The sequence below is a fragment of the Nocardia mangyaensis genome, from assembly GCF_001886715.1.
Lineage (GTDB): Bacteria > Actinomycetota > Actinomycetes > Mycobacteriales > Mycobacteriaceae > Nocardia > Nocardia mangyaensis.
In genome coordinates, this window is the sequence record NZ_CP018082.1 from 3,506,991 (window position 1) to 3,526,773 (window position 19,783).

The following is a 19,783-nucleotide window of genomic DNA, read 5'->3' on the forward strand; positions in this document are numbered from 1 at the left end:
GGTGGATCAGCCGTGCGGGATCTTCGTCGCGCCCCACACCACGAGCCGGTCGAGCGCGAATCCCACCGCGCCGATCAGCAGAATCGCGACGAGGATCGCCGGCACCGACAGCCGATTCCACTGGTTCCACACGAAATAGCCCATGCCGCGGCTGCCGACGAGCATCTCCGCGGCGATGATCACCAACCACGCCGTCGACAGCGACAACCGCAGACCCGTGAGAATCGACGGCAGCGCGGCGGGCAGCTGGATGGTGCGGATCACCTGCGCGCGGGAGGCTTCCAGCGTGCGCGCGAGCTGCATGTACAGCGGATCGACCTTCTGCACGCCCTCGATGGTGTTGAGCAGCATCGGCCACAGCGAGGCCATCACGATGACGAAGATCGCCGTGTTCTCGGCATCGCGCAGCAGCGCCAGACCCAGCGGCAGCCACGCCAGTGGCGAGACCGGTCGCAGGACCTGGACGAACGGTTCCACCGCCCAGCGGATTCGGGTCGCGCTGCCGAGGAGGAAACCGAGCGGGATGGCGATGGCCGCCGCGATGAGGAAGCCGGTGAGCACTCGTTGCAGACTGGCGACCAGATGCCAGAAGATCCCGACACTGGCCGGACCGGAGACATAGAACGGGTCGGACAGGATGGTCACCAGCTGATTCCAGGTGGCGCCCGGCGTGGGTGCGAGGCCGTCGGCGCCCTGGTCGGCGGTCACCACCGACCAGATCCCGAGGCCGATCACGCAGATCACCACGAACAGCAGGGCCGCGCCGGCCACCTGTGCGCGGCGGGCGGCCCGGTCGGCGGCGGTTTTGGCGGCCAGGCCCAGGGAGATCTCGCGTGGTTGGACGCTCGCGGGCGCGGTGTCCGGCCCTGCGGTCGGTTCTTCTGTTCGGGTCATGTCGTCGATACCTGCTTCGCGGTCCAGTGCAGAAAGTTGTCGGGTTCGAATCGGCGGCCGTTGATGTCGAGGCCGGTCGCCGGTGCGGGGAGTGGGACGCCGAGCGCGTCGAACGCCGCGCGCGAGGCTTCGGCGTCGAAAACCGCGCCGACGGTGTCGCGATACTGCTGCGGTGTCACCCAGCGGTCGGATTCGGCCAGGCCCCACCGTTGGAGCTGGGTCAGCATCCAGAGGCCGAACGTCTCCTGCGGGTAGGGCTGGAACCGGACGCGGTCGGGCACCCGGCGCGGGATGCCGGTGCCGTCCTGGTACTCCCCGGTGAGAATGGCTTCGAGCAGCGCCGGTTGCTGGTTGAGGAACTGCTCGGGCGCCATGGATCGGGCGGCGGCCGAACGGTTCTGCGTCTGGTCGCTCCACAGCGCCGCGTCGTGGATCGCGCGGGTGAGGGCCTGATAGGTGACCGGATTCTCCCGGGCGAACTCGTCGTTCACCCCGAAGCTGCAGCAGGGGTGGCCGTTCCACAGATCACGGGTGAGCGTGAACAGGTATCCCGCGCCGGTGGCCACCGCCCGCTGATTGAACGGGTCGGGCCCGAGGTAGCCGTCGACTCCACCGGTGAGCAGATTGGCGACCATGTCCGGCGGGCGAAGGACTCGCAGTTCCACATCGACATCGGGATCGAGCCCACCCATCGACAGGTAGTCCCGGAGCAACAGGTTGTGTACCGAGTAGTCGAACGGGATGGCCAGCCGGAAACCGGCGAAATCCGCCGGTTCGCGCACCCTGCCGAGATGCTTGCGATGCAACGTGATCGCCTGACCGTTGGTATTGGTGATCAGCGGCAGGCGGGTGCGCATCCGGCCCGAGGCCAGCCCCTGATCGATGGCCAGTGGCATCGGTGCCAGCATGTGCGAGGCGTCGATCTCGCCGGTGGCGTAGGCGGCCCACACCTCGGCCCACCCGGAGAACTTCTTCAACGTGACGTCGAGTCCGTGCTTGGCGTAGATCCCCAGTGCCTTGGCGTTGACGATGGGCGACGAGCAGGTGATCGGAATGAAGCCGACGGTGATCTTCGGCTTCTCGATGCCGGGCAGCGGTCCGACGGCCGCGCCCGGCGCGGTCGTCGCGCTCGACGGGGCGGGCGCGGGTGGTGCGGGTGCCAGTGGCGCGCAGGCGGTTGCGGCGAGCGCTCCGGCGACGCCGGCTCCAGCGCCCAGGAGCCGCCGACGGCTGAATTCGGCCATCCTCGGGTTCCTCTCGGTGAATCGTGTGGTCAGAACCGGTAATCGAGGAATTTCCCGTCGAATGTCACGACCACGCGATCCCCCTCCGGGTCGGGCCGGCGGTCGACGGTCAGCGTGAAATTGATGGCGCTCATGATGCCGTCACCGAATTCCTCATGGATCATCTCTTTGATGGCGGGTCCATAGACTGTGAGCGCCTCGTAGAACCGATAGATCGTCGGATCGCTGGGAATCGGATTGTCGAAGGTGCCGCGATAGGGCTGGGTCCGCAGCGACTCGATCACGGACTCGTCGAGGTCGAGCAGAGTGCCGACGCCGCGCGCGTCCGCCTCCGGCATGGGATGCTGGCCGTGCAGGGCCGCGATGGTCCAGGCCAGCGGTTTGCCGATCTCGTCGGCGATCTCGCGCCAGGTCAGCTTCTTCCTGATGCGCTGCGAGACAACATGTTTCGTCGCCTCGGACTTGTCCATGATGGTGGTCATCGGCACTCCTTCGTCACTGGCGCCACTCGACATCCGAGCGGTTCGTCCGCTCGTTCAGTCGACCATTTCCAGCCGGGTGCGCAGAAGCGAAAAGGGCGCACGAGAAAGAGGCAATTCGCGCGCGAATTGCCTTCGCGGGTCCGATTAACGGCGACGTAACTGGACGCGGCCGGGAACGTAACAATGGCGGACCTACACTGGGATTTTGCGGGACGGAAGCGCGACGACAGATGAGTACAGCCGCCATCGCCGTAGCACGGCAGGTGATCGGGTCGATGGATCAAGCCGCCTGGGTCATCGACCCAGGCGGCCGAATCGTGATGATCAACCGTTCGGCACTGTCCGCGCTCGGGTACCGCACCGACGACGATGTGGTCGGCTCCTGCAGCCACGCGGCGTTCCATCATCACCACATCGACGGGGAGCCCTACGAGCCGTCCAGCTGCCCGATCCTGCACGCCACCCGGCGCCCGCTGCGCTATCGCGGCGGTACCGAGTGGATGATCCGCCGCACCGGCACCGCGCTCCCGGTGTCCTGGTCGGCCTCGGAACTGCAGCTCGACGCCGCGAAACTCATGCTGGTCACGCTCACGGTGCTCGACCGGCTCGACGACGAACCCTTCACCCACGCGGTCCGCGAGCGGGCCTCGGCGCTCGAGCGGCGTGCGCTCTACGAGAAGGCGTGCGACCTGATCGCCGTCCAGGCCGGCGATCCCGAGCTGGCACCGAATGCCATCGCGCACCAGCTGCACGTGTCCCTGCGCCACCTGCAGACCGCGTTCGCCGAAGCGGGCACCTCACCCGCGCGCAGCATCCGCGTCGCCCGCCTGAGCCGAGCGGCGAATCTGCTCGAAGCCGGGCTCACCGTCACCGAGGTCGTCGGCCAGTCCGGCTTCGCCGACCCCTCCACTTTCCGTCGCGCGTTCCGGCGGCACTACGGCACGCCGCCGACCGCACTGCGAACAACGACGGTCAGCGGGTCCGCCGGAACCGGCGCCGCGGCTCGCTGACGCCTCGACTACTGGTCGAAGACGATGTCGAGGGTGTCGCTACGCGGTTCGGATTGGCAGGCGAGCCGAGTGCCGCGAGCGAGATCGTGCTGGTCGAGCGTGTGGTTCTCGCGCAGATGGACCTCGCCTCGGCGCAGGGTGTACGCGCAGCCACCACAGGTCCCCTCCCGGCACACGTAGGGCGCGTTCAGGCCCTGGGCGAGCAGCACCTCGAGCAGCACGGTGTCCTCGGGCCAGGTGATGGTGTGCACCTCGTCGTCCAGCTCGACCGTTGCCGTCGAGGTCGCGGCGCTGCCGCCGACCTCGGGCACGGGCGCCGGGCCGAAGGCGTCGGTGGTCAGCGAGGTGAAGACCTCGGCGTAGATGTGGGACGCATCGAAACCGTTGGCGACCAGCGCATTCCGAGTAGACGTCATGAAGGGCGCCGGTCCGCAGAGATAGGCGTGTGAGTTCGGGGCCGCGGCGAGCCAGGTGCGCAGCGTGGCCTCGGTGGGTCGGCCGGATTCGGATTCCAGCCAGTGCGTGACGGTGAGCCTGTCGCGGTGGTGCCGGGCCAGTAGATCGAGTTCCCGGGTGAAGATGACGGACTCGGCGTCACGGTTGGCGTAGGCGACGGTGATCGGATTCTCGTGTGCGGCCAGCGCTGTCCGCAGAATCGACATGATCGGGGTGATCCCGCTGCCCGCGGCCACCAGGAGGAACGGCGCGGACCAGTCCTGTGGGACGAAGGTGCCCGCGGGTGCGAGGGTATCGAAAATGGTGCCGGGGACGGCGTTGTCGCAGATCCACTGGGAGGCGCGACCGCCGTGGACGCGCTTGACCGTGATGGTTGGGCACGCGGTCGAGTCCGGTGCGCTCGACAGCGAGTAGCAGCGGGTGAGCGGACCGTCCGGGTGCGGCACGCGCAGCGTCAGGAACTGGCCGGGCCGATAGTCGAGCGAGTCTGTCGGACCGGTCACCGCGTGCAGCGTCAACGAGACCGCGTCCGTGGTCTCCTGGACGACCTCGCGGACTTCCACCTGGTAGGTGTGGCGAGCTGTGGCTGACATCGTCGTGCAACTCCTCGTGGCAGGTGGCGAGCGGTCTGTGTTTCGCCAACCAAAGTGTGGCCGAAGAATGTGCCATTGACAAATGGCACATACCAAGATGACACTGGGGCCATGACAACGACAAGGTCAACGGCGACCTCACGGTTGGCGACCCCGGTGCCGGTGACATCCACCTGGCGATCTCGGCTGGCGCTCGCGGCGGGGCACTACGTACTCCGTCCCGTCAACTGCGCACTTCCACACAATCGGCTCGGCATCGCGGCGGCCCGCGGCATGGTCGCCGCGATCATGGCCGCGGGCGGGCCGACTCCGCCGGGAACCCGGGTGACGCCGGTGCGTTCGGGACCGGTGCGCGGGGAATGGGTGCGCGCGGCCGGAGTCGAATTCGGTGATCGCGCTGTCTACTTCGTCCACGGGAGCGGTTTCGTGCTGTGCTCGGCGCGCACGCACCGCGGCGTGGCGGCTCGGCTGTCACGTGACACGGGACTGCCGGTGTTCGTCCTCGACTACCGACTCGCGCCCGAACATCTGTTTCCGGCCGCGGCCGACGATGTCACCGCCGGGTACCGGTGGCTGCTCGGCAACGGGTATCGGGCAGCGAATGTGGTGATCGCGGGCGACTCCGCCGGTGGACACCTGACGATGGATCTACTGCTCGACAACGCCAGAACCGCAATCCCACAACCCGCGGGCGTCGCGTTGTTCTCGCCGCTGATCGACCTGACCTTCGCCCTGGCCGAGCACCATCAGCGAGCGGGCACCGAGGCGATGGCCTCGGCCCGCATCGGGCGCCGGGCCGCCGAGTTGTACATCGCCCAGGCACCGGCCGACTCGCCGCGACTGCGGCTGGCCGTGCCGCCGGGCACGCCGCTACCGCCGCTGTTCGTGCAGGCCAGCGCCGCGGAGATGCTGGTCGGTGACGCCCTGCACCTGCGCGACATGGTGGTGGCCGCGGGCGGCTCCTGCGAGCTCGAGCTGTGGCCGGGGCAGGTTCACGTCTTCCAGGCGCTGCCCCTGCTGGTGCCCGAGGCGGCACCGGCGCTACGCCGAGCGGCCCGTTTCCTCGCCGACGCACTGGCGTCCGCCGATGCCCCCACCCGAGAGCGAGTGAGCTGATCATGGGAATTCTGGACAATCTGCTGGGCAACAGTCGCCGGTCCTATGGCGCGAAGGCCGTGGTCACCGGTGCCGGGAGTGGTATCGGGCGGGCCTTCGCGCTCGAACTGGCCGCCCGCGGCGGGCAGGTCGTGTGTGCCGATGTCGACAAGGAACGCGCCGACGAGACGGTGCGCCTGATCGCGCGCGTGCACGGCGCGACCGCCCACGCGCTGTTCTGCGATGTGGCCGACCGGGGCGACATGGAGAGCTTGGCGCTGCACACCGAATTGCTCCTCGGCGGCGCGCCCACCCTGGTCATCAACAACGCGGGTGTCGGCATCGGTGGCAGCCCGGTGGGCGCCATCGGTCTCGACGACTGGCAGTGGGCACTCGGCATCAACCTGTGGGGCGTGGTCCACGGGTGCGAACTGTTCACCCCGCAACTGCGGGCCGTCGGCCGCGGCGGCATCATCAATGTCGCCTCGGCGGCGGCCTTCACCGCCGCGCCGACCATGGGCCCCTACAACGTCTCCAAGGCGGCGGTGCTGTCGCTGTCGGAAACGATGGCCGCCGAGCTGTCCGGCAGCGGCGTCGCGGTCACCGTGTTGTGCCCGACCTTCGTCAAGACCAATGTCGCGCGCGACGGGCGGATCGCCGCCGACGCGATGAAACTGGCCGAGACCCTCATGCACTGGACCGGCTATTCGCCCGAGCGCGTCGCCCGGATGACCCTCGATGCCAACGACCGCGGTCGGCTCTACGTCTTGCCCCAGCTCGACGCGCGGCTGATCTGGCTGCTCAAGCGGCAGTTCCCCACCCTGTACACCCGCGGCCTCGGCGCCCTCGATCGCATGCTCCCGCACAGCGATTCGAGCCCGAGCCTCATCGCCACCACCGAGAAGACAGGAGTCTGAGATGTCCTTCGACTTCGACGACATGCTCGCCAAGATCAAGGCTCGGCAGTGGGCACTGGCCGACATCGACTGGGATGCGCCGGGCGCGGACCTCATCGAACCCGAGCTGCACGCCAAACTCAAGCCGTTCATGGCCGATCTGATGTGGATCGAGAACGTCGGCGCCCGGGGATTCGCCGCCATGGCCCAGAAGGCGCCCACCGAGACGCTGAGCGAGATCTACCGCTACTTCCACGCCGAGGAGCAGCGCCACGCCAATGCCGAACTGGCGCTCATGCGCCGGTGGGGGATGCTCGACGGCGACGAGATCCCGGAGCCGAACATCAACGTCAAACTGGTGATCGACTTCCTGGACAAGTACGCCGACGGCATGTCGCTGTCGTTCCTCGGCACGGTCATCCCGATGCTCGAGGTCGCCCTGGACGGCGCACTGATCAAATTCATCACCGACGAGATCACCGATCCCGTCGCGCAGGAGGCGTTCAAGAAGATCAACGCCGATGAATCGCGGCATCTGGCCACCGATTACGCGGTCATGGAGCTGCTCGGTCATTCCACCGCCCGCAAACTCTTCATCGATCTGGTGGGCGGCTGGATCAAGCCGTCGCTGCTGATCGGCGTGCTCAGCTATGTGCCGTTGCTGAACAAGATGCGCGACAACGTCGTGGAGATGGGCGTGGACGAGGAGCGCCTGTACGCGGCCATGCGCCGGTTCAAGGCAGTGGGGGAGCGCAATCCGATCGCCAACCGCGTACCCATGTACCGAATCGTCAAGATGCACGCCGGCTGGGTGATCAACCGCGACCACCCGTATCACCTGCTCGCCGACGCGTTGGTCAAGATCACCGCGCGCGTTCCCGATCGCTTCCTCGGACCGCAACCCACGTGGTCCAAGGAACTCACCTACGAGCCCGTCGCATGAGCGCCACCAGGCCACTGGACGTGGCGATCATCGGTGCGGGCTTCGCCGGAATCGGGACCGCGATCCGCCTGCGCCAGAAGGGGATCACCGATTTCGTGATCTTCGAACGGGGCACCGAGGTGGGCGGAACCTGGCGCGACAACACCTATCCCGGCGCGGCCTGCGACATTCCGTCGCGCCTGTACTCCTACAGTTTCGCGCCGAATCCGGACTGGTCGCACACCTACTCCGGCAGCCAGGAGATCCTCGACTACATCGAGTCGATGGTCGGTGAATTCGGTCTCCGCGGCCGGATCAGGTTCGGGCACAACGTCTCCGGTCTGGTCTTCGACCAGGCGGACGGCCTGTGGGACATCGCCCTCGAAGGTCGCGAGACGGTACGGGCGCGCACCGTGGTCCTGGCCTCCGGCCCCCTGTCCAATGCCGGCTTCCCGCGAATTCCCGGGATCGAGGACTACCAGGGCCACAAGATTCACAGTGCGCGGTGGGATCACGACTACGACTTCACCGGCAAGCGCGTGGCCGTGGTCGGTACCGGTGCCAGTGCCGTGCAGATCGTGCCCGAGCTCGTGCGGCAGGCCGCGGCGGTGAAGGTCTTCCAGCGCACTCCCGGCTGGGTGCTGCCCCGGCTGAACCGGCCGACGAGCCCGCGCACCATGCAGATCTACCGGCAGCTGCCCATCACCCAATCGATTGCCCGGCAAGGGTGGTTCTGGGGGCACGAATCGGTGGCGCTCGGCGTCGTCTGGAACACCCCGCTGACCAGAGTCGTGGAGTCGGTGGCCAAGCTGCATCTGCGCACCCAGGTGCGCGACCCGTGGCTGCGCCGCCAGCTCACGCCCGGATTCCGGGCCGGATGCAAGCGCCTGCTGATGACCAGCGACTACTACCCGGCCCTGCAACGGGACAACTGCACCCTGGTTACCTGGCCGATCGCCCGCCTCAGCGAACACGGCATCCGCACCGCCGAGGGCATCGAGCACCGCTTCGACTGCATCGTCTTCGCCACCGGATTCGACGTATCCAAGACCGGCAGCCCCATCCCGGTGACCGGCCGTGACGGGCGGGTGCTCGCCGACGAATGGAACAAAGGGGCCTACGCGTACAAGAGCGTCGCGGTGGCGGGATACCCGAACATGTTCCTGACGTTCGGACCCAACTCGGGGCCCGGTCACAATTCGGCGCTGGTGTACATGGAAGCGCAGATCGACTACCTGACCGATGCCATCGGCATGATCCTGCATCAGAACCTGCGGACTCTCGAGGTGCGCCGCGACAAGCAGGACCGGTACAACGAGCGACTGCAGCAGCGACTGACCGCCACGACCTGGAACTCCGGCTGCCGCAGCTGGTATCTGACCGAGGACGGCTTCAACGCCACCATGTTCCCCGGCTTCGGCACCCAGTACGTCCGGCAGCTGGCCGCCGTCGACACCGACGACTACCTGCTCACCCCGGCGGACACGGAATCGGTGATCGGCACCGGAGACCATGCCGTGGCTCCGTTCGGCTAGTCTCGATGACGACCGCGGTGTCCTCGGTTTCGCGGAGCCGAGGACACCGTAACCGGATCGATGGCCGCCAGACGAACAGGAGCGAGACGGGGTGTCGGAGTACCGCATCGACGATCTCGCCCGTGCCGCCGGGACCACCACCCGCAATGTGCGCTCATATCAGGAGCGTGGGCTCCTGCCGGTGCCGACCACCCGCTCCGGGCGCGCACTGATCTACGACGACTCCCACCTCGAGCGCCTCAAGCTCATCGACGCGCTGCTGCAGCGTGGCTTCACCACCGCGCACATCTCCGACTTCATCACCAGCTGGGAAACCGGCAAGGACCTCATCGACGTCCTCGGGCTGCCGCGCAGCGCCACCACCGACCGCGAGACCGCTTCACTGGAGGTCCCACTCGAACTGGTCGAATCCTTTCTCGGTGCCGAGGCGATCGACCCGGCCATGCTGGCCCGCCTGAGCGAGCTCGGTCTGCTCCGAGTTCGCGGTGACACCGTGGAATTCACCGACCCGCAGCTCCTGGAGACCTTCGCCGACCTGCATGGATACCGGTTCGACCTGCGCCGCCTGGCCGACCTGCAGGCGGTGGTCAAGCATCACCTCGACGACATCGCGCACCAGATGTTCACCGTCACCAGAGACCATCTCGTCGAACTGCACGGTGAAGGATGGTTGCCGACCACCGACGACGAGATCGCCGAGACCACCACGATGATCAATCATCTGCGTGACGTCGCCGTCGCCGCCGTCCAGCACACCCTCGTCCAAGCCCTCGACCGCGCCCTCACCCAGGATCTGAGCGAATATCTCGCGGAGACCGCCGAGGCACAGGTGTCGGCGCGCCAGGGCAAGCCGAACCCCGACGAGACGAGCCATCAATAGCGCGGTCGGGCACTCCGGCGGGCTCAGTGATGGGCCCGCCGACGGCGAGACATGTTGCGCGAAGCCCATAGTCCACGAGAATCAGTGGCATGGGCTTCCTGCTGTCGCTACCGACTGCGGCATCGAGTCTACTGCTGGTGTACGTCTGCGGAGTCGGCTTCGGCCTCTGGGCGGCCCTCGTGGTCGTGGCGGTGTGGGTTCTCGTCACGTGCGCGGTGTTCAGTGCTCTGTGGCTGCACCCGAATCGGGGAAAGGCGGCCGCGGCCTACGGATTCCGCCGACCCATCGGGTCCGAGCCGGAGTTGCTCGCGTCGGCCTGGTCCGATGTCACCCGGACGGCCGCGGTGGACGGATGGCCGTATTCGCTCTGGGTGCAGGAGTCGTCGTCGCTGAACTCCTATGCCGCGCCCGCGCGGATCGTCGCGGTCACCAGCTGGGCGATCTCTGTGTTGAAACCACGTGAGCTGGCCGCCGTACTCGCGCATGAACTCGGCCATCAGTTGATGACCGATCCGCGCCTGCGTCTGCTCGGCGACTGCTGCGCGCTCCCGGTCCGGATGGTCCGTGGGATCGCGGGAGCACTTGCCGGCCTGGTACGCGGGCGCGCGACCGTGCCGACGCTGCTCCGTACGGCGGCTGCCATGTCGCTACCGATCGCGGGTGCGATCGCCCTGGTCCCGCTGATCGGGATCCCCACCGCGACAGTACTGGTCGTCGTGCTCGGCATCGAGCCCTTCACCTCGGCGGCACGCTCGCGGCGGGCGGAACTGGCCGCGGATCGCGTGGCGGTCGACCTCGGATACGGGCGTGCGCTGCATTCGGCGCTGCGTCGACGAGCTCGATACGACCCGCCGCCGCCCACGGGCCTGCTCGCTGCGTACGCGCGCTGGGTCGGTACGTACCCATCGACAACCCTACGGTTGCAAGCGATTCGACGCGCGGCGCGACCCTGACGGGCGCATCGTCGACGCGGTGTGTCGAAGTGATGATGTTTTTCCGGTATCACCGCTGGTGGGTTCCCATCGAGGCCTGCCCGATGTGAAAATGATCTCGGACCGAGATCCGGTCCGGCAGAGGATGTTCCGTCGTCATCGACGGGCAGACTGGAGGGGCAAGATGACATTCGCGTCTCGAACACGTTCTGGTGCACGGCGATGGGGTTCGGTCGCTGTGCTCACCGCGGGAGCTCTGGGCCTCGCGGCCACTGTCGCACAGGCCGAACCCGCGGCGGCCGTTCCGGCCGTGCGGGGAGTGGAGAAGGGGGTGGCGTTCACGGCGAGCCCGCTCGCCGATGGTTCCGGGGTCACCGCCTCGGTCGCCGAAGGTGTCTTCCGGCTCGCCGGGACAGCGGTCACCCTCGCCGATCGTGACGGCCGGGTAGTCGCGACAGTGCCGACCCGAATCGCCACCGGCGCAGGGCAGTTCGACCTGGCCGCGGGCGTTTCCGCCGACGGCCGTTCGATCACCCTGCGCCCGATCGCCGCACCGGCCGTCGTCACCGAGAACTTGGCGAGCTTCGTCGACGAAGCCGCCGACACCCAGGCCCGCAAGCAGCACAACGCCGGGATCGGCGCCCTCGTCGGCGCGGGCATCGGCGCGGTGCTCGGGTTCTTCCTCGGCGGTGTCGGCGCGTTGATCACCATTCCCATCGGTGCGGGCATCGGCGCCCTCATCGGCTACTCGACGCCGTAGTGCTTCGCGTGGTGACCGGTCGTCGTTCCGGTCACCACGCGAGTCGGTCCGTCGTCACTCGTCGAGGACCTCGCGCAGTCTGCGCGCGAACGCCTCCGGCTGACCGGCATAGCCGAACTCGCCGCCGGCTTGGCTGGTTCGGGCCGAGCGGAGGGTCTACCGGGTGCGGCCGCGAACCCGCAGATCACGGGCGAGGTGGTCGCGCTGTTCGATGACCAGGCGGCGCAGGGCGGACGGGGCATCGGTGTGGGTGGTGAGCCACGCGTCGACCTGGTCGAGTGACTCGGTGGCGGGGAAGAGGCCCAGCACGACGCGGCGGGCGATCTCGATGCTGCGCTGCTCCCAGACGGTGCGCAAGACGGTGAAGTACTCGTCGTCGTAGCGGGCGATCAGGTCGCGGCGTCCGCCCGCGCGGAACCCGTCGATGACGGCGTCGAGGTGGTCGTTGGTGAGGGTGGTGTCGGTGAGCGCCGAGGCCCATGCGGCGGCCTTCACCGCCGCGTCCGGACGTGCCGACAGTGCCCGGCGGTGCGCGGTGCGGCCCGACGCGGTGGCGTCGCGGCCGAGCTCGGCGTCCACGTCGGTGGCATTCGCGGCGCCGGTGGCCGCGAGTGCGGTCCACAGTGACCAGCGCAGGTCGGGATCGAGCGCCAGACCCGCCGGCGCCGGCGCCTCGCCGAGCAAGATCTGCCGGATGTCGGCCGCTCGACGGCCATCGACGGTAGCGGCGGCCGCTGTTGCCCGTGCCCACGCCAGCTGCGCCCCGGCGCCGGGTTTCGAGGAGTGCATTGTGGCCCAGCATGATTCGAGCCACTCACCGCGCCACCGGTCGCGCATGCCCGCGGGCAGGTAGTGATTGATGGCGAAGGACGCGTTCGCGAGCACCGCGGTGAGCAGCGCCATGTTCGGCTCGGTGGGCGCGAAGTCACGCGCCATCCGCAGAAAGCGGTCGACCTCGAGTTCGCCGTCACGCACCGCGTTCCACAGCGCCGACCAGATCAACCCGCGCGCCAGCGGATCGGTCACCCGGTCCAGGGAACGCGCCACTGTGGCCAGCGAATCCGGATCGAGACGGACCTTGGCGTAGGTGAGGTCGCCGTCGTTGAGCAGGCGCAGGGGAGCGGGCGGCAGGTCGACCGGCGTGCGCTCGGCGTCGAGGTCGAGCTCCACCCGATCGCGGCGCACCAGGTCGCCCGCGGTGTCGAAGTCGTAGAGACCGACGGCGAGCCGATGCGGTCGCGGGTCGGTCTGCGCGATCTCGGCACCGTCGAGCGTGAGCGTCGAGACCCCGGACGTCTGTAGCCACGCGCGCGCCCAGCCCGCCAGGTCCCGGCCGGATCCGGCGGACAACTCGGTCAGCAGGTCCGCCAGCGTCGTATTGCCGAACGCGTGGGTCCGGAAGTACCGGCGAGCACCCGCGAAGAACTCGTCTCGCCCGACATAGGCGACCAGCTGCTTGAGCACGCTGGCGCCCTTGGCGTAGGTGATGCCGTCGAAGTTGAGCTTGGCGGCTTCGAGATCGGTGATGTCGGCGACGATCGGGTGCGTCGTCGGCAGCTGATCCTGCAGGTAGGCCCACGCCTTGCGGCGATTCGCGAACGCGACCCAGGCATCGGTCCACTCGGTGGCCTCGGAGCTGGCCAGGGCACCCATGTAGTCGGCGAAGGACTCCTTGAGCCACAGATCGTCCCACCACACCATCGTCACGAGATCGCCGAACCACATGTGCGCCATCTCGTGCAGGATCGTAGTGGCCCGGCCCTCGTACTGCGCGGCCGTCGCCGCACCACGGAACACGTAGGACTCGGTGAAGGTGACCAGGCCGGGGTTCTCCATCGCACCCAGGTTGTACTCGGGCACGAAGATCTGGTCGTACTTGCCCCAGGGGTACGGGTAGTCGAACTGTTCGGCGAAGAAGTCGAGGCCCTGCTTCGTCACGGTGAGGATGGTGTCGGCGTCCAGATGGCGGGCGAGCGAGGCCCGGCACAGCACGCCCAGCGCAACGGTGAGTTCTTCTCGCGTCCACGAGGATTCGACGCGGACGTACGGTCCGGCCGCGATCGCGGTGATGTAGGTGGAGATCGGCAGGGTGGGGGAGAACTCGACCCGCTGGTGCCCGCCGTCGGTCTCGACCGCGGCGACCGGCCGATTCGAGATGACCTCCCACCCCGACGGCGCGGTGACCACGAACGTGAACGGTGCCTTCATGTCCGGCTGTTCGAAGCACGCGAACACCCGGCGCGCATCGGCGGGCTCGTACTGGGTGTAGAGGTAGGTCTGTTCGTCGACCGGATCGACGAACCGATGCAGACCCTCACCCGAACGGCTGTAGGCGCCGCTGGCCCGGACGACCACCACGTTCGACTCGGCCAGGCCGCGGAGCGTGAGTCGAGCACCGTCGTACGCCGCGTCGACCTCGACCCCGTTGACCGTCACGGACTCCACCGACAGCCCGATGAAATCGAGCCAGGTCTCCTCGGTGGTCGAATCGAACTCGACAGTGGTCGTGGTGGGGAAGCCGTCGGTGGATTGTTCTCGGGCGCCGGACAAGTCGAGGTCGACGCGATAGTCGCGGACGGTGACCGCGGCCGAGCGCGCGGCGGTCTCGGAGCGGGTCAGGTTCGCGGTGGACACGCTTCGATCCTGCCAGCTCGGAGGCACCTCCGGTGCCTCACGGTTCTGCTCGTCATAAGATGCCGATACTCAGATATGCGCATTAAACAATGTAAATGCACCTGGCCGCAGCTTGTTCTGATGACACCTCAGCCAAAAGAAGCGAAGGACGCGGAGGCGCGCCATGAGATTGCCATGGGCGCGGGTCGAAATCCGTTGGCAGGATGGAGCGGATCAGTCAACGACGGAGGGGTATAGATGACAATTCTCGTCACAGGCGCTACCGGGAACATCGGGCGGAAGGTCGTCGACCAGCTGCTCGCTCGCGGTGCCACCGATGTTCGCGCGCTCACCAACAACCCGGGTAAGGCGGCGCTGCCCGCCCACGTCGAGGTGGCAGAAGGGCATCTGGGGCGACTCGACAGCCTGCCCGCGGCCTTCGCCGGTGTGGATCGCATGTACCTGGCTCCCGCGCCGGAGTATGTGTCCGAAGTGCTCGCGATGGCGCGGGAGGCCGGTGTGCGGCACGTGGTCGATCTGTCCGGGGAGCCGGAGAGCTGGTGGGGGAGCGTGTGTACGGCGGTCGAGGGCAGTGGGCTGGGGTGGACCCATCTGTGGCCGGCGGACTTCATGGAGAACACGCTGACCTGGGCGCCGCAGATCCGGGAGGCCAGCAGCGTCCGCGAGCCGAGGCCCGAGAGCGCGAGCGCGCCCATCGCCATGGTCGACATCGCCTCGGTCGCCGCGACCATCCTGCTGTCCGACGGGCACCTCAACCGTGCCTATCCACTCGGCGGGCCCGAAGTCCTCAGTCGCACCGCACTCCTCGGCCACCTCGCCGACGCGCTCGGCCGCGACCTCTCCTTGATCGAGTCGACCCGTGACGAAACCATCGCTGCGCTGCGGTCGTCCATGGGCGAGCAGGCGGAATGGTACGTCGACAACGTCCTGATCGACTTCGATCCCCAGCCCGAGTCCCTGCCCATCACCAGCGTCGCGGACATCACCGGCCGTCCCGCGACGACCTTCGCCCAGTGGGCGAGCGACAACGCCGCGCTCTTCACCGCCGACTGACCGCGCCAGGCGGCCCGGATTGCGTTCGGCCTGAGCGCGATCCGGGCCTGTGCGGCGAACCGTCACGTCCACGCGCGGACGAGCGAGCTGATCGTGCCAGGACGTGGCTGGAAACCCGCGCTCGTCTAGGTGGCGAAGTGCCTGCCCTCGGCGAACTCCTCGACGATCGCGGCGCAGAAGGCGGGCAGATCGTCGGGGTTGCGGCTCGAGACCAGACCGTTGTCGACGACGACCTCCTGATCGACCACGGTGCCACCGGCATTGCGGATATCGGTGCGCACACTGGGGTAGGAGGTCAGTGTGCGGCCACGGACCGCGTCGGCCTCGACCAGGGTCCACGGTCCGTGACAGATCACGCCGATCGGTTTGCCGGTGGCGGCGAAGTTCTTGACGAAGCGGACCGCAGCCGGGTCTTGGCGGAGCTTGTCGGGATTGGTGGTGCCACCAGGCAGGATCAGCGCGTCGAAGTCATCGGGACTGGCCTCGGCGACGGTCCCCTCGACGGCGAAGACGTCGCCCTTCTCCACGTCGTGGTTCATGGCCTGGATGCTGCCGGGTGCCAGGGACAGCAGCGCGGTGCCCGCGCCCGCGTCCTCGACCGCAGCGCGGGGCCGGACGAGCTCGACCTGTTCCACGCCGTCGGTCGCGAGGATGGCGACGCGCCTTCCTTTCAGCGGTTGTTCGGTCATGGTGTTGGCTCCTCTCTGATCAGGCGCCGAGCAGGCGGATGTCGGAGTCGAGCACGGCGGCCAGTTCGGCCAGGCGGCGTTCGTCGCCGGGATCGCCGAGGCTGCCGACCAGGTCGGCGCGGGAGATGACGAGTATGCCGCCACCGGCGTCGTCACTGCCGGAGTGGATGCCGACCTTGCCTTCCGACAACACCAGCCGGGCGTCGGGGGCGGCGGCGTCGAGGAGTTGGCGCAGATCGGCCTTGGTGATGATCGCGTGTTCATTCGATTCGACCACGAGTTTCTCCTCTGCTCCGCCGGGACGGCCGTTGTCCTCCTGGCGATACCGCGGATCCCGGTTCCTAAACAGGATGGTGGCAGGTGGGCAGTGGCGGCTTTGTGTGCTCTGATGGAGTGACGACCGCCGCCCAGTTGAGGGAGGTACCAGCGTTGGCTGATGACGTCGACAAGCGTGGAAATGAGCAGCAGGCGTTCCGGCAGGCCGTGACCTACGGTGTGTCGGTGATCGCGGTCGCCGTCGTGGTCGGTGTGCTCACGGCCGTGTGGGCGGCGAATCGCAGTGCGTGCGCTGCGGCCGATACCCGGCTCTGCGACGACGCGGCCAAGACCGCGGTGCTGTTCGGGCCGGGCGTGATCCTGTTGGCCGGGGGGATCGGCGCCTTCGTGCTGACTTTTCGGCGGTTCCGCGCGGGGCGGAACTGGCGGGCCTTTCAGGGCGCCGGCTGGTTTCTGTTCGTGCTCATGACCGCCTACCTGGCGATAGGCGCGGGTTCGATCGCACGATGAACCGGTCGGCGAGCCCTCCGCACGCGGACAGCGCGCGGGCCCCGATCCGGGGGGATCGGGGCCCGCGCGGGGGTGTCAGTCGCGGAACGTGTCCTTGACCTTCTCGCCCGCGTCCTTCAGGTTCGATTTGGCCTGTTCGCCACGGCCTTCGTTTTCGAGGTCCTTGTCATCGGTGGCGCTGCCCATAGCCTCCTTGGCCTTGCCAGCGAGCTCTTCGGCCTTGTTCTTCGCCTTGTCAGCGATGCTCATGCTTGTTCCTTCCAGACAGTTCGCTCGGCCACCGAGTGACCGTGGGCCGTCCGTTGGACCCACCGACCGTCTACCCGGGCAGGTGGAGTGCAAACAGCTAAGGGCGGTGCAGCCCCATCAATCTGGTCGCCGCGAACATCGCGGCGGCCAGTCCGGCGGCGCCGAGCGTCGCGAGGGGGAGCGAACCGGTGAGCGTCGCCAGTCCGAACAGAAAGAACACGCAGGTGGCCAACATGATGGCGGTGCTGGTCAGATCCATGCTCGTCGTACTCGTTGTCCGATTACGTGAGTTGGTCATGTATTCATGAGTATCCCGCGTGAATGGTTATCAAACCGTGATTGGTGAAACGAGTGTCGATGGACACTGTATCGACGTGTTTACCCTCGATATCCCGTGGGTACAACGCGCGATCCGGACATTTTGTCAGGGTGGCAATTGTGTGGATCGGCAATATGTATGGTGAATATATGACACTGCGAAGGAACGTCGGCGCTACCATGCTGGCCGCCGCGGCGGTAGCCGTGTTGGCCACCGGTTGCGCCGAGGTGGAGGAAGCCGTCAACAAAGGTGGCGACACCCCGTGCACCGAGTACATCGAGCAGGACGCGGACAAGAAGCGCATCACTGTGACGAAGTACCTCGACGAGGAACGCGGCAACGGCGGCGAGGCACCCGACCGGACCACCGTCGACCTCGCCATCGCGGCCATCGACCTGATGTGTGGCGCCCAGGCCGACCCCGAAACGCCGATCCGCGAAGCCGACCTCAGCGGCATCCTGTCTCCGCGGTAGCCCTCAGCTCTGGTTCGCCGATCGGATGATGATCAGCGGACACTCGGCACCGTGCAGGACCGCCTGGGCCACCGAGCCCAGCGCCATGCCGGCGAACCCGCCCCTGCCGCGGCTGCCGACCACGATCAGCTGGGCGTCCTCGGCGGCCTGGAGCACCGCGCGGGCGGGCCGGTCCTCGACGACGAGGCGATCGACCCGGACGTCGGGATACTTCTCGCCGTATCCGGCAAGGCTTTCCGAGAGCACGGCCTCGGCCGCTGTCTGCATCGTGGCGCGAGATTCGTAGTGGTAGAACTCCGACCAGGTGTGGACCGCGATCAGGCGTGCGTTGCGGTGTGCGGCCTCGTCGAAGGCCGTGGCGACGGCGGCGATACTGCACTCGGACCCGTCCACGCCGACGACCACCGGCCCGTCGGTCGCGAACTCGCGCTCCGGGATCACCGCGACCGGGCAGGCGGCGCGCCGGGCCAGTGACGAGCTGACCGAGCCGAGCAGGGTCCGGCGGAAGGCGCCGAGGCCACGGCTGCCGACGACGAGCAGGCGTGCCGACTCGCTGTACTCGCCCAGCGCGAGCACGGGGGCGCCCTCGGTGATGGTGGTGGTGATGTCGGTGTCGGTGATCGCGGCGGCTCGGCTCGTCGCGTCCACCAGCAGGGATTCGGCGTGCCGGCGCAGCGCCTCGTGGTCGAACAGCGGTGCGGAGACACCGGGGCCGTAGTCCATCGGCACGTCGATGACGCAGATCAGCCGCAGCGGCGCGCGGTGGTGCGCGGCGAAAGCCGCGGCCCAGTTCAGCGCGGTGCGGGCCTGTTCGGAGCCGTCGACGCCGACGACCACGGGCGGATTCGGATTCACCGGGAGAGACATGATGTGTGCCTTTCTGTCGGTTTCACTGTGCTCCCCCACTATCCTCGGCGGCAGGGCCGCAGGGCCCCGGCCGCGGGGCCCTAGGTCGTCGAATCAGGGCAGCGGCGCCGACCAGCGCAGCAGCGTCCCGCCGTCGGGCCGCTTCTCGATGGTGAAGGTGCCGCCCGCCTGTTCGGCGCGGGCGGCCAGATTGGCCAGGCCGCTGTGGTGGGTGGGGTCGGCGGCGAGGCCGATGCCGTCGTCGCCGACTTCGATGGTGACCTCGTCGCGGATCACCAGTTCGACCGAGACGGTTGTCGCGTGGGCGTGGCGCACCAGAGAGGATGTCGAGTTTGCGTCGGCGCTGCTGGGTGTCGGCCAGTTGCAGCGCCAGGGCCGCCTGATCGGCGAAAGAGGCCATCATCGACTGCGCCGCGGCGGTCAGTGGCGGGGCACCCGCGGGCAACACGGTAATGAGCACACCGGTCACCGATTGACCGGCACGCAGCGGAAGGATCAGTGCCGCACCGAATTCAGTGCCCACACCGGCGATCGAATCACCCGCCAGCTGCTCGACCGAGACCGGACCGCCGGAGCGGAACGCCGCCCCCGCCTCCGAATCGGCCAGCGAAAGACGTTGTCCGAGAAGATGTTCCGCATCAGAACCGGCCCCGGCGACGATGACGAGTTCGGTGACCTCCTCGGCGACGGCATCGGGATCCTCGGGCAGCGCGAGAAAAGTGCGGGCGGAGCCGGTCAGTGCCAGACCGCGCTGGACGACCAACTCCAGCACCTGATGCGGTTCTCTGCCCGCCAGCAACTCGGTCGCGACCTCACCGGTGGCCTGGAGCCACTGCTGACGGATGCGGGACTGCTCGTAGAGGCGCGCGTTCTCGATGGCTATCCCGGCCGCGGCGGCCAGCGCCTGCACGACGCCGAGGAAGGTGCCCATGGGCGGATGATGCGCCGGAAAGCCCACCGAGGCGGGGTGATCGAGCGCAGTTGGGCCATCAGGGCCGCGGCCGCGCGGTTGTC

22 protein-coding genes and 1 pseudogene are annotated in these 19,783 nt (G+C 68.0%); 11 read left to right on the forward strand and 12 right to left on the reverse strand.

Features of this window, described 5'->3' with window-relative positions; all coding sequences use genetic code 11:
• Positions 1 to 6 precede the first annotated feature (6 nt).
• Genes BOX37_RS15765 through cynS form a run of 3 tightly spaced genes read right to left on the reverse strand, consistent with a single transcriptional unit; the run spans position 7 to position 2,620 of the window.
• The gene (locus BOX37_RS15765) at positions 7 to 894 is read right to left on the reverse strand and encodes an ABC transporter permease (RefSeq protein WP_084759720.1); all 888 of its coding nucleotides are present in this window, start codon (positions 892 to 894) and stop codon (positions 7 to 9) included.
• A complete protein-coding gene (locus BOX37_RS15770) occupies positions 891 to 2,138 on the reverse strand; it encodes an ABC transporter substrate-binding protein (RefSeq protein WP_071928312.1) in 1,248 nt (415 codons plus the stop codon). Before BOX37_RS15770 ends, BOX37_RS15765 begins: the two co-directional genes overlap by 4 nt.
• A gap of 29 nt (positions 2,139 to 2,167) precedes the next feature.
• Positions 2,168 to 2,620 (reverse strand): cyanase, encoded by a 453-nt coding sequence (gene cynS, locus BOX37_RS15775; protein ID WP_071931549.1) that lies wholly within the window; start codon positions 2,618 to 2,620, stop codon positions 2,168 to 2,170.
• A gap of 230 nt (positions 2,621 to 2,850) precedes the next feature.
• On the opposite strand from cynS, the gene BOX37_RS15780 reads away from it, so the two are divergent.
• Positions 2,851 to 3,630: a helix-turn-helix transcriptional regulator gene (locus BOX37_RS15780; RefSeq protein WP_071928313.1), complete on the forward strand. Its 780-nt coding sequence runs from the start codon at positions 2,851 to 2,853 to the stop codon at positions 3,628 to 3,630.
• Positions 3,631 to 3,638: 8 nt separating this feature from the next.
• On the opposite strand, the gene BOX37_RS15785 is transcribed toward BOX37_RS15780, so the two are convergent.
• Complete coding sequence (locus BOX37_RS15785) at positions 3,639 to 4,679, reverse strand: ferredoxin--NADP reductase (protein WP_071928314.1); 1,041 nt, start codon at positions 4,677 to 4,679, stop codon at positions 3,639 to 3,641.
• Between the two features lie 111 nt (positions 4,680 to 4,790).
• Between BOX37_RS15785 and BOX37_RS15790 the strand changes: the two genes are divergently transcribed.
• The 7 genes from BOX37_RS15790 to BOX37_RS15820 all read left to right on the forward strand — a co-directional run bounded on the left by BOX37_RS15790 (position 4,791) and on the right by BOX37_RS15820 (position 11,699).
• On the forward strand, positions 4,791 to 5,795 hold the full coding sequence (locus BOX37_RS15790; protein ID WP_071928315.1) for an alpha/beta hydrolase fold domain-containing protein: 1,005 nt from the start codon (positions 4,791 to 4,793) through the stop codon (positions 5,793 to 5,795).
• A gap of 2 nt (positions 5,796 to 5,797) precedes the next feature.
• Positions 5,798 to 6,691 (forward strand): SDR family NAD(P)-dependent oxidoreductase, encoded by an 894-nt coding sequence (locus BOX37_RS15795; RefSeq protein WP_071928316.1) that lies wholly within the window; start codon positions 5,798 to 5,800, stop codon positions 6,689 to 6,691.
• A 1-nt stretch (position 6,692) separates the two neighbouring features.
• Entirely contained in the window at positions 6,693 to 7,613 is a 921-nt protein-coding gene (locus BOX37_RS15800; RefSeq protein ID WP_071928317.1) for a reductase, read from the forward strand.
• Positions 7,610 to 9,127: a flavin-containing monooxygenase gene (locus BOX37_RS15805; protein WP_084759721.1), complete on the forward strand. Its 1,518-nt coding sequence runs from the start codon at positions 7,610 to 7,612 to the stop codon at positions 9,125 to 9,127. The genes BOX37_RS15800 and BOX37_RS15805 overlap by 4 nt, the downstream gene beginning before the upstream one ends.
• Before the next feature lie 91 nt (positions 9,128 to 9,218).
• The gene (locus BOX37_RS15810; RefSeq protein WP_071928319.1) at positions 9,219 to 10,007 is read left to right on the forward strand and encodes a MerR family transcriptional regulator; all 789 of its coding nucleotides are present in this window, start codon (positions 9,219 to 9,221) and stop codon (positions 10,005 to 10,007) included.
• 89 nt (positions 10,008 to 10,096) lie between these two features.
• Complete coding sequence (locus tag BOX37_RS15815) at positions 10,097 to 10,960, forward strand: M48 family metalloprotease (RefSeq protein WP_071928320.1); 864 nt, start codon at positions 10,097 to 10,099, stop codon at positions 10,958 to 10,960.
• A gap of 217 nt (positions 10,961 to 11,177) precedes the next feature.
• Positions 11,178 to 11,699, forward strand: coding sequence for a DUF8020 domain-containing protein (locus tag BOX37_RS15820; RefSeq protein ID WP_240505362.1), 522 nt, complete (start codon positions 11,178 to 11,180; stop codon positions 11,697 to 11,699).
• Positions 11,700 to 11,855: 156 nt separating this feature from the next.
• Here the strand turns inward: BOX37_RS15820 and pepN are convergent, their stop codons facing one another.
• Positions 11,856 to 14,333, reverse strand: a complete 2,478-nt coding sequence (pepN, locus tag BOX37_RS15825) for an aminopeptidase N (RefSeq protein ID WP_071928322.1) — start codon at positions 14,331 to 14,333, stop codon at positions 11,856 to 11,858.
• Between the two features lie 237 nt (positions 14,334 to 14,570).
• On the opposite strand from pepN, the gene BOX37_RS15830 reads away from it, so the two are divergent.
• Positions 14,571 to 15,386 carry an NAD(P)H-binding protein gene (locus BOX37_RS15830; protein WP_071928323.1) on the forward strand — a complete coding sequence of 272 codons (816 nt, stop codon included), beginning with the start codon at positions 14,571 to 14,573 and terminating at the stop codon, positions 15,384 to 15,386.
• A gap of 125 nt (positions 15,387 to 15,511) precedes the next feature.
• Here the strand turns inward: BOX37_RS15830 and BOX37_RS15835 are convergent, their stop codons facing one another.
• Together BOX37_RS15835 and BOX37_RS15840 are read right to left on the reverse strand one after the other, a co-directional pair.
• The gene (locus tag BOX37_RS15835; protein ID WP_071928324.1) at positions 15,512 to 16,075 is read right to left on the reverse strand and encodes a type 1 glutamine amidotransferase domain-containing protein; all 564 of its coding nucleotides are present in this window, start codon (positions 16,073 to 16,075) and stop codon (positions 15,512 to 15,514) included.
• 19 nt (positions 16,076 to 16,094) lie between these two features.
• A complete protein-coding gene (locus tag BOX37_RS15840) occupies positions 16,095 to 16,352 on the reverse strand; it encodes a hypothetical protein (protein ID WP_071928325.1) in 258 nt (85 codons plus the stop codon).
• 83 nt (positions 16,353 to 16,435) lie between these two features.
• Here BOX37_RS15840 and BOX37_RS15845 point away from each other — a divergent pair, with 83 nt between their 5' ends.
• A complete protein-coding gene (locus tag BOX37_RS15845) occupies positions 16,436 to 16,861 on the forward strand; it encodes a hypothetical protein (protein ID WP_240505363.1) in 426 nt (141 codons plus the stop codon).
• Between the two features lie 75 nt (positions 16,862 to 16,936).
• Here the strand turns inward: BOX37_RS15845 and BOX37_RS15850 are convergent, their stop codons facing one another.
• Positions 16,937 to 17,110 carry a CsbD family protein gene (locus tag BOX37_RS15850; protein WP_071928327.1) on the reverse strand — a complete coding sequence of 58 codons (174 nt, stop codon included), beginning with the start codon at positions 17,108 to 17,110 and terminating at the stop codon, positions 16,937 to 16,939.
• Positions 17,111 to 17,207: 97 nt separating this feature from the next.
• A complete protein-coding gene (locus BOX37_RS34035) occupies positions 17,208 to 17,408 on the reverse strand; it encodes a hypothetical protein (RefSeq protein ID WP_156910424.1) in 201 nt (66 codons plus the stop codon).
• 170 nt (positions 17,409 to 17,578) lie between these two features.
• Here BOX37_RS34035 and BOX37_RS15855 point away from each other — a divergent pair, with 170 nt between their 5' ends.
• Positions 17,579 to 17,902, forward strand: a complete 324-nt coding sequence (locus BOX37_RS15855; RefSeq protein WP_071928328.1) for a hypothetical protein — start codon at positions 17,579 to 17,581, stop codon at positions 17,900 to 17,902.
• A 3-nt stretch (positions 17,903 to 17,905) separates the two neighbouring features.
• Here the strand turns inward: BOX37_RS15855 and BOX37_RS15860 are convergent, their stop codons facing one another.
• The 3 genes and pseudogenes from BOX37_RS15860 to BOX37_RS35330 all read right to left on the reverse strand — a co-directional run.
• Positions 17,906 to 18,769, reverse strand: a complete 864-nt coding sequence (locus tag BOX37_RS15860; RefSeq protein ID WP_071928329.1) for a universal stress protein — start codon at positions 18,767 to 18,769, stop codon at positions 17,906 to 17,908.
• 93 nt (positions 18,770 to 18,862) lie between these two features.
• Positions 18,863 to 19,084: a sensor histidine kinase gene (locus BOX37_RS35325; RefSeq protein WP_240505496.1), complete on the reverse strand. Its 222-nt coding sequence runs from the start codon at positions 19,082 to 19,084 to the stop codon at positions 18,863 to 18,865.
• 106 nt (positions 19,085 to 19,190) lie between these two features.
• Positions 19,191 to 19,700: pseudogene (locus BOX37_RS35330) on the reverse strand (GAF domain-containing protein); the annotation flags it as partial.
• Positions 19,701 to 19,783: the final 83 nt, after the last annotated feature.